At 63.9% G+C, this 9,364-nt stretch carries 5 protein-coding genes and 1 pseudogene; 2 read left to right on the top strand and 4 right to left on the bottom strand.

Annotated elements, in window-relative coordinates; all coding sequences use genetic code 11:
- Positions 1-170: 170 nt before the first annotated feature.
- Positions 171-659 (bottom strand): hypothetical protein, encoded by a 489-nt coding sequence (locus ACS5RC_RS11180; protein WP_478343914.1) that lies wholly within the window; start codon positions 657-659, stop codon positions 171-173.
- A gap of 102 nt (positions 660-761) precedes the next feature.
- Here ACS5RC_RS11180 and ctrA point away from each other — a divergent pair.
- A pseudogene (gene ctrA, locus ACS5RC_RS11175) lies at positions 762-1,463 on the top strand (response regulator transcription factor CtrA).
- Positions 1,464-1,545: 82 nt separating this feature from the next.
- Here ctrA and ACS5RC_RS11170 read toward each other — a convergent pair.
- A complete protein-coding gene (locus ACS5RC_RS11170; RefSeq protein ID WP_478343913.1) occupies positions 1,546-4,227 on the bottom strand; it encodes a hybrid sensor histidine kinase/response regulator in 2,682 nt (893 codons plus the stop codon).
- A 156-nt stretch (positions 4,228-4,383) separates the two neighbouring features.
- Here ACS5RC_RS11170 and ACS5RC_RS11165 point away from each other — a divergent pair, with 156 nt between their 5' ends.
- On the top strand, positions 4,384-4,623 hold the full coding sequence (locus ACS5RC_RS11165; protein WP_478343912.1) for a DUF4209 domain-containing protein: 240 nt from the start codon (positions 4,384-4,386) through the stop codon (positions 4,621-4,623).
- A 208-nt stretch (positions 4,624-4,831) separates the two neighbouring features.
- On the opposite strand, the gene ACS5RC_RS11160 is transcribed toward ACS5RC_RS11165, so the two are convergent.
- Both ACS5RC_RS11160 and ACS5RC_RS11155 read right to left on the bottom strand, forming a co-directional pair.
- Positions 4,832-5,107 carry a hypothetical protein gene (locus tag ACS5RC_RS11160; RefSeq protein WP_478343911.1) on the bottom strand — a complete coding sequence of 92 codons (276 nt, stop codon included), beginning with the start codon at positions 5,105-5,107 and terminating at the stop codon, positions 4,832-4,834.
- A gap of 66 nt (positions 5,108-5,173) precedes the next feature.
- A complete protein-coding gene (locus tag ACS5RC_RS11155; RefSeq protein WP_478343910.1) occupies positions 5,174-9,121 on the bottom strand; it encodes an EAL domain-containing protein in 3,948 nt (1,315 codons plus the stop codon).
- Positions 9,122-9,364: the final 243 nt, after the last annotated feature.

Genomic DNA, 9,364 nt, shown 5'->3' with positions numbered 1-9,364 from the left:
TGCCAGCCTTCTCCGCTTGGCCGGCTGCGCTCGCCCGACCAGCTCCGCCGGCCAAGCTACTCGTGGCGGAGCGGCCTACCGCGCACTAACTTTACCCTTGGACCACCTCGTGGGGGCCGACCAATACGCGTGGATGTTAGAGACCACATATACCGCTCATTTTCAACGGTTCATGGTTTGAGAGATTGCAACGAAGGACAACTATCATTGATGTGTAACGAGATCAATTTCAGAAGTGGATACAAGGCTCTGGTTTCGAGACGCGGCATGCAGGGAGGGTCCGAGTGATGCCACGTCCCGCATTTCTGACCAGAATGATGGCCGTAGTAGCGGCATCGCGACGGCCCCAGGATCCCGTCGATCATCTGCCCTCGCCGTGTCACGTCGTCCGGCTCCGGCCTGTCCTGACGCTTGAGGATCAGCGGAAAATGTGGGATCGGCCGCAGGCATGGTGCCGGTCCAACATCGATCATTTGGACGAACAGGCTTGGTCGTGTCGGATCGATCGTGGACCAGATCATCAGCAGATGGTCCCGGTGTTCACGTTCTCGCATCACAATTTTGCGAATGAGTTTCAACTCAATTTCGACGATGTAATCGAACTTTTCTAAATGCCAACATTGATAGTTGGTGACTTGGGTGAAGGCCGGCGTAGTCACTCATCATGCCGGCCTTGCCCCGAGGTTGACGCGAGGTTAACCATGATAGCGTAGCCGTGGAGGCTGTGCCCGCTCTCGCATGGGCCGGCTGAGGACGAAACCATGCGCGTGCTGCTAATCGAAGACGACGCGACCGTCGCCCAGAGCATCGAACTGATGCTCAAGTCCGAGAACTTCAACACCTAGACCACGGACTTCGGTGAGGAGGGTGTCGATCTCGGCAAGCTCTACGACTACGATATCATCCTGCTCGACCTGAACCTGCCCGACATGTCGGGCTACGAGGTTCTGCGCTCCCTGCGGGTCGCCAAGGTCAAGACCCCAATCCTGATCCTCTCCGGCATGGCTGGGATCGAAGACAAGGTGAAGGGCCTCGGCTTCGGCGCCGACGACTACCTGACCAAGCCCTTCCACAAGGACGAGCTCGTCGCCCGCATCCACGCGATCGTGCGCCGCTCGAAGGGCCATGCCCAGTCGGTGATCACCACCGGCGACCTCGTGGTCAACCTCGACCAGAAGACCGTGAGCATCGCCGGCAATCGCGTCAATCTGACAGGCAAGGAGTACCAGATGCTGGAACTCCTCTCGCTCCGGAAGGGCACCACGCTCACCAAGGAGATGTTCCTCAACCATCTCTACGGCGGCATGGACGAGCCGGAACTCAAGATCATCGACGTGTTCATCTGCAAGATGCGCCGGAAGCTGGCGAACGCCAGCCACGGTCGCAACTACATCGAGACCGTTTGGGGCCGCGGCTACGTGCTGCGCGAAGAGGCGCCCGCGATGCGGGCGCAGACGGGTTGAAGCCTGTCCGGATGCGGATCCCGTTCGAGCGGGACGCCTCGACTGGAATGGAGAAACTTTGCCGTTCGGATCCGGAGTGGCGTCACGCTGCGCGGAGAACCTCGATCTCCGCGATCGTCTCGGCAGCAAGCGCCCGCAGAGCGTCAAGCGCCGCATCATAGCTCCCGGCCGTCTGACAAATCGCCTCGACTTCGCTGCACACCCGAGCCAAGTCTGAGAACCCGATCATCCCCGCCGCCGACCTCATGGCATGCGCGTCCTGCGCGAGCCCGTGCCGATCGATGGGTCCGGCAGATCGGCCGAAGCGCTGCTCAAGCTCGGCGCCGAGCGTGGCGAGCAGGTCCTTCATCCGCTCGCGACCGACGATCGCACGCATCTGGTTGAACGCCGTCCGGTCCATGCTCCGGGGTAACGCGCTCGACGGAGGTTCGACGCTCGCCCAGCGGTCGATCATGTCGAGCAGAGCCGTTCGATTGAACGGCTTGCCGATGTGATCGTTCATGCCAGCAGCGTGGAACTCATCGACTTGTTCAGGCAGCACACTCGCCGTCAGTGCGATGATCGGCAGACGCGCCGCGGGATGATCGAGGGCGCGGATCCGACGCGTCGCAGCCATCCCGTCCATCACCGGCATCTGCGCATCCATCAGCACGAGATCGTACCGCTTCGCCTGAACCGCATCGACGGCCTCCAGGCCATTGCTCACGATATCGATGGTGTGGCCGACTGCCTCCAGTATGGCTCGGATGAGGTCCTGGTTGAGCGGCACATCCTCGGCGACGAGAAGACGACGACCAAGCCGATCCACCTTCGTCAGCGACTGTGCCTCAGCATGGCCTCCACTCGCGGCGAGTGAGAACGGCAGCGAGAACCAGAAGAGCGATCCCTGGCCGTCGACACTCTCGACACCGATGGTGCCCCCCATCAACTCTACGAGGCTCTTGCAGATTGCGAGCCCGAGGCCCGTACCGCCGTGCTGGCGCTGAGCCGAGCCGTCGAGTTGGCGGAAGCGCTGAAAGAGCAGATGCTGCCGGTTCTTCGGAATGCCAGGGCCGGTGTCGCGGACGCAGAAGCGCAGCCGTGCGCGGCCCGCGTCGGCGCCCTCCGCCTCGATGCCCAGGTCGACCCAGCCGACATGCGTGAACTTGATTGCGTTCCCGATCAGGTTCAGCAGGATCTGCCTCAGCCGGTCCTCATCCCCGATCACGCTGTCTGGCAGGGCGGGAGCGAGCGTCACGCCAAGACTGAGGCCCTTGGCCTCGGCCGAGCCGCGCATGATGTCGACGACACCATCGATGAGGACAGTGAGCGAGAAAGCACGCGGCTTGATCTCGAACTGCCCGGCCTCGATCTTCGAGTAGTCGAGCACGTCGTTGACGATCGTCAGAAGGGCGGTTCCGGCGGACCGGATGCGGAAACCATGCTGCCGTGCGGCGGGATCAAGGTTCGGCTCGCCAAGCAGAAGATCGGCGTATCCGATCACGCCGTGGAGCGGCGTGCGGATCTCGTGGCTCATCGTTGCCAGGAACTCGCCTTTGGCCTGCTCGCCGGCCTCGGCCCTGACCTGCGCCGCCTCTGCCCGATCGCGGGCCTCGGCCAGTTCAGTGGTGCGGTCCGCCACGCGCTGCTCAAGCTCCACATTCAGGGCAGCCAGGGCTTGATCCCGCTCGCCCAGGCGCCTCAGGAGAGCCGTCAGGGCGCCGGTCAGTTCTGAAATCTCGGTGTAGCCGCGCGGTGTGGGCAGCCGGGCATCCGTCGAGGAGTTGTCGACGCGATTGGCGCTGGCTGCCAGCGCGCGAAGTGGGCCAGCCAGCCGCTCGGCCGCAAGCCAACCGAATAGCGCCCACAGCACGGCGAAGGCAGCGCTCCCGGCAGCCAGCGACTGAATGAAGATGCGCGTGGGCATCAGGGCGACGGCGACCGGCTGGCGAACCACCACGGTCCAGGGCAGTGTCGGGTGATCGACTGATCGGGGTGACCGGCTTGTGCTAACGAAGTACTCGATCCCGTCGGGCCATGAATGACGGCCAGTGACCAGTTCCGCGTCGGTGGCCAGTCCAGGAAGCGCAGGCAGATCCTCCCGCAGACGCTTGCCCTCGCGATCACCTGGGCCCAGCACGACAGTGCCGTCACTGGCCAGGATCAGCACAGAAACGCTGGGATCCCGAGCCAAGGCAGGAGCGATGGCGGCCCGGCTCATCTCGCGCATCCAGGACAGGCTGAGATGGGCGCCGACAACACCCACAGCGCTGCCCGAGCCGTCGCGAAGAGGGGCAGCGACGTCCACGAAGCGCTTCGGTTCGCCGTAGGGCAGTTCCGGGAGCTTGCTGGCGAGCAGGGCTGCCTCGTGCACGTCGAGGATGGAGAGCCCTGCCTGTCCCTTCTGGAACCAGGGGCGGGCAGCAACGCTCACACCCTCCAGCATGCGACTCGTGCTGGCCGTGACAGTTCCGTCCCGGTCAGCGAAGCCGATCCAGGCGTAGGCTGGGTAGGTCGTACGCAGGGCCTCGATCCAGGTCCGCCGTGCTTCCGGACTTGTTGCAGTGGTGCTGGCAACACTTGTCAGCACCGCCATGTCGTTCAGACGCTCCGCGACGTTAGCGTCGATAAGTTGGCGCAACTGGCCGGCGAGATCGGCCATGCGCGCCTCGACCCGGATCTGGGCACGGGTTGCGGTGAAGTGGGACACCGCCACCGAGCCGATAAGCGTGGGCACGAGGGCGCTGCCTGCGAAAACGAGTGTGAGGAGTGTTCGCAGGCGCATGAGGTTTTCTGGATCCCGAGGTCGAACCGGGTTATAAACGATCTGCCTTTTCGGGCGTCCTTACGATCTCGTGTGCTACCAAGCGCTCCCTCGTGAACGACACACCATGGCCTGGAGCAGCGCGGCGGCGTCGCGCGCAACGTCGATCGGGACGGTGTGGAGGAAGTCTGGAGCGTCGAGCGGGTCCTCTCGCACCAGGAGATGGCGGAGGTTCTCGGCGCGGACATGGTGTTCGAACTCCGCTCGCTGCTGGCGGGTCGGGTCGGCCCGAACCTGCGCAACGTGATCGCGCACGGCCTTGCCGACAAGAACACGCTGAACTCCGAGGCAGGCTTCTATCTCTGGTGGGTGCTCGTCCGCCTCGTCGCTCTGACGACGGATGGAATGACGGCCTAGGTTGGCCGGCGCCGAGCCGCCGACGCGAGCGGCTGATATGGCGTCCGGGGTCGGGAGACGGCACGTCGGACCGGCGTCGGGGCCGCGCCGTGCAACGCGTCCATGCAGCAATGCTCGCCTCTCAAGATCAGGAGACGATCATCGCCGCAGCGTAACGACGATCTGGAGGATGAACTCCAGATCGTCGCCGATGTGGATCCCGCGAGGATCACTCCGCGTAGATCCGCGCCCCAAAATACAGGGGCGCAGCGATACCGCTCATGCGCATGGGCTGGGGGTGGGCCAGTTCGAACGTCTCGACAAAGCGCAGTGCGTCGTCCTTCTCCCGGAAGTGGAGGATCATCACATTTTCGCCCAGGCTCCGACCCCACGCATTAAGGGAATAGCCGGTGCACTGGAGTGCGTGGCTCACGATCGGATCATGAAGGAGCGTCGCAGCAGATCCGTCCAGGTCTTCAAAATGCACGTCGTACCAATAACTCATAATAATCGGGTCCAGCCGGCAAAATTGCCGATGAACTGACCCTACATGGCCGATGGGTCAGCCGCATTATTCTCGTGAGCATTCGTCGACGGTCCGAACATCATTCTCCGGATCGTCGCCGATGTTAAACCTGCTAAGATCAGTTCCACCAGCGCTTCGTGCGGCCAGATCTACCCGCCAGCGTTCCGCGGCGACCGAGGCTCTTGGGGATGTCCTTGATCTCGTTTCGGCGCTCGCGTGTGGAGTGGCCGTGGGCGGCTTACGTCCAGTCTGCCGCAACAGCGCGAAGTTTAGGGCTTCTGCGACCGTGACGGGCCTGCTGTAGAGGAAACCCTGCACCTCAGTGCAGCCCTCCTGCCGCACCTGATCCAGTTGCTCCTGCGTCTCGACACCTTCGGCCGTTATAGTCGCGCCTAACTGAACGCCGATGCCGACGATCGCGCGCACAATCGCGGCTGTATTGGGATCGGCGATGTCATGGACGAACGAGCGGTCGATCTTGATCTTGTCGAACGGGAACCGGCGCAGATAGCTCAGTGACGAGAAGCCGGTGCCGAAGTCGTCCAGCGCGATGCGAACGCCGAGGTTCTTCAGCCGGTGCAGGATGCCGATGGACGCCGCGCTGTCCTGCATCAGCACGCTCTCAGTGATCTCAAGCTCCAGGCGTTGCGGAGGCAACCCCGACGCGACCAGCGCTCCCAGGACGACCTGTTCCAAGCCCGGTTGCTGAAACTGCACGGCTGAGACGTTCACCGCGACGCGCAGGTCGTTCTGCCAGGACGCGGCCTCGTGACAGGCTTCTCGGATGGCCCATTCGCCGAGTGCGATGATCAGGCCGGTCTCTTCCGCGAGTGGAATGAACTCAGCCGGCGAGATCGCCCCCCGCGTAGGGTGCTGCCAGCGTAACAACGCCTCGAAGCCGCCGACTATCTCGTCCGCGATCCCAAGAACCGGCTGATAGTGCAGCACGAAGCCACCGCGTCGGACGGCGTCGCGGAGATCACGTTCGAGTTGGCTGCGCTTGGCCGCTTCCGCATCAAGGTTCGGATCGTAGAAGCTGTAGCCATTCCGGCCCACGGCCTTGGCGCGGTAGAGCGCGGTGTCGGCGTGCTTGAACAGGGTGTCGGCCTCAGGGCTGATCCCGGTTCCAAGCGCGATGCCGATGCTCACGCTGACTGTCGCTGCATGCCCATCGAGATCGACGGGACGCTCCACGGCCTCGATCACACGCTGCGCAAACAGGCTGATGTTCTGAGGCGTTTCAAGGCCCGCAACGATCATGGCGAACTCATCGCCGCCGAGGCGTGCGACCGTATCTCCGGCGCGACCAAGGACCTGAAGGCGATGGGCGATTATACGCAACAGCGCGTCTCCGGCCGGATGGCCGAGCGTGTCGTTCACGGCCTTGAAGCGATCGAGGTCGCAGGCGAGAAGCGCGAAGGAGGCGCCGGAGCGTTTCGCGCTCGCAAGCGCCTGTTCGAGCCTCTCGCGAAACAGCCTGCGGTTCGCCAGCCCGGTCAGACCGTCATGCATCGCCATGTAGGCGATCTGCTGCTCAGCCTCCTTGCGCCGAGTAATGTCGATGTGAGTGCCGACGATCCGCATCGCACGCCCGGTTCCGTCGCGGCTGACCACCTTGCCACGGGCAAGGGTCCAGACGTACCCGCCGGTCTTGCTGCGCATGCGGTACTCGCATTCGTAGGTCGGCGTCAGACCCTTGATGTGGTCGATCATGAGACGGCGGGCCCGCTCATCATCGTCCGGATGGATGAAGTCGTCCCAGACGCGGATGTGCGGCTCGATTTCCCCTGGCCCGAAGCCCAACATCGAGAACCAGTGGTCGGAGAACTGGATCGCGCCTGTGGTGAGATCCCAGTCCCACAATCCGTCGCTGCCGCTATTGAGCGCCAGAGACAGACGCTCCTCGCTGAGTCGTAGCCCTTCCTCGGCGGCCTTGCGGTCGGTCACGTTCCGCAACGCCGCCACGTAGCCACTCGGCTTGCCGCTCGGGTCGCGCGTGAGCTTGAACGATGCCTCGATCCATACCCAATGCCCGGACTTGGACCGATAGCGCTGCATCGTGACGACCTGATCGGTTCGACCCTCGGTCAGACCGGCCAGGACGGTCCGATATCGATCGACATCATCAGGATGGACGAAATCGATCGGGCGCGTGCCGACGAGTTCCTCCGGCTCGTAGCCGAAGACGCTTCGAACCGCGGGTGAGATGTAGCGGCGCGTTGTATCCAGGTCGCACCAGACGATCACGTCGGTGGTGTTCTCCGCCAGCAGACGGTAGCGCTCCTCGCTCTCCTGCACGGTGTGCTCGTTCGCGCGGCGCTGCGTGACATCGGTGTAGGTGCGCACCGCGCCGCCGTCCGGCAGCGGCACCGTTCTGATCTCTAGGATGGTGCCGTTCGGGCGTTCCCGCTCATAGGTATGGGCCCCGCACTCCAAGCCGCTATCGGCCACCCAGGCACGCATAGCCTGCGACGACTTGCCGAACTCCTCTTGAGCAAGCTGATACTGGCGCACAGCCTCGAAGGTCGGCCGCGCGCGCATCATCTGGAGCGGCAAGTCTAGGAGGGCGACGGCGCGCGCGTTGCAAACCTGCACGACGCCGTGCGCGTCGATCATCATCAGCCCCTGGTCCATCGTGTCGAGCACGGTGTCGAGCAGCGCCGACTTCACACGCAGCGCTTCCTCGCCAGAGCGTCGCCGGGTCACATCGGTGTAGGTGCGCACGACCCCACCGTCTGGTAGCGGAACGCCGCGCACTTCGAGCCATGCGCCATCCGGCCGCCTCCGCTCGTGGGTGATCGGCGCGCGCTCCAGTCCGCCGGTTTGGATCCAGCACCGCAGACGATCGGATGCTCCGTCGAATTCACCGCGTGCGAGTTGACGGCGGCGGATCGGATCGAAGGGGGCGCCGTCGTGGAGCAGATCGTCGGGCAGGTCGAGCAGATCGTGAGCGCGGCGGTTGTGGATGCGCACGCGCTCGTCGGGTCCAAGCATCAGTAGGCCCTGGTCCATCGCTTCCAGGGTCGTGCGCAGCAACTCGCCCGCGGTGCGAAGCTCGCGCTCTGAGCGGGCGAGATCGGTCACATCGAGACATATGCCGTGCAGCGACACGACGTGACCACCCTGGTCACGCTCGGCGAGACCATGCACACGCACATGCCGGAGATCGCCGTCCGGGCGCAGCACACGCGACCCGTGCTCGTAGCCACCACGCGGCAGGTCACTGCGACCGGCCATCGCAGCCTCGATGTGTGCCCTTACGATCGCCTGATCGTCTGGGTGGTAGTAACCGAGATGGGTCTCAAGTTCGAGCGGATCGAGACGGGCATTGCGGCCGAAGATCGTGGCGATCCCTGCCGACCACGCGATCGTGCGTTGGGCCACGTCTATGCGCCAATGGCCGAGGCAGGCCATTTCCTCGGCCAGCACCTGGAACTCCTGCGCCGCCCTCAGCCGCTCCTCAATGCTCAGGCGCTCGCCTCTCTCGAACTCGTAGCCGAGTTGCGACCCGTGCAAGCGTAGGTGGACCGTCGCCATGCGTGCGAGGTCGCATAGCTGGCGCTTCTGCCGCTCGTCGAAGCCAGAGCGCGGAACGGTGTCGAAGAGGCGGATGATGCCGACGATCTCACCGGAGCGGGATACTAATGGCACACCGGCATGGAAGCGGACGCGCGGTTCTTCTGTGACGAGTGACGCCGTTGCAAAGCGCGTATCGAGCATCAGGTTCGGCACGACGAGCGCCGCGTCCGCGCTCGCCTGCATTGCGTCATTGTGGAACGCGTCTGCACGGTCGATCTGGTCAGCGGACAGGCCGTGGCACGCCACTAGTTTGAACCGCTGGTCAGCGGCCGTCGAAATCATCACGATCGGTATGCCGAAGAGGTCGGCGGCGATGCGGCAAACCGGGTCGAGGTGCGCTTTGAGATCCGCTCCGAGGATGGCCAGACCGCCGAGATCGCTCTGGCGTGCCGCTCCGCCCATTCTCTGGAACATGCTCAGCCAACCTTGTCGCACACCTGCCGGATCACTTTGGAGGCTAACCGGAGCGTTAGAGATATCGCCGACGAGCCCTGCAAATTTCTTTAACAACGGATGGCCACCGCAGAGGGCGTTACGCTCCGACCCTGAGTGTGTTTGTAACGACAATCGAGATGATCGTTCCGGAGTGGCGCTTCAAGGACATGCTAACGCGCGGTCCTCAGCCCTGCGGAGGGAAGCTCGGCGGACATTGGGGCG

It is taken from the genome of Methylobacterium sp. HJ2 (assembly GCF_056431005.1).
The sequence above is the reverse complement of the archived record's forward strand: the minus strand, read 5'-3'. Positions and strand labels throughout refer to the sequence as shown.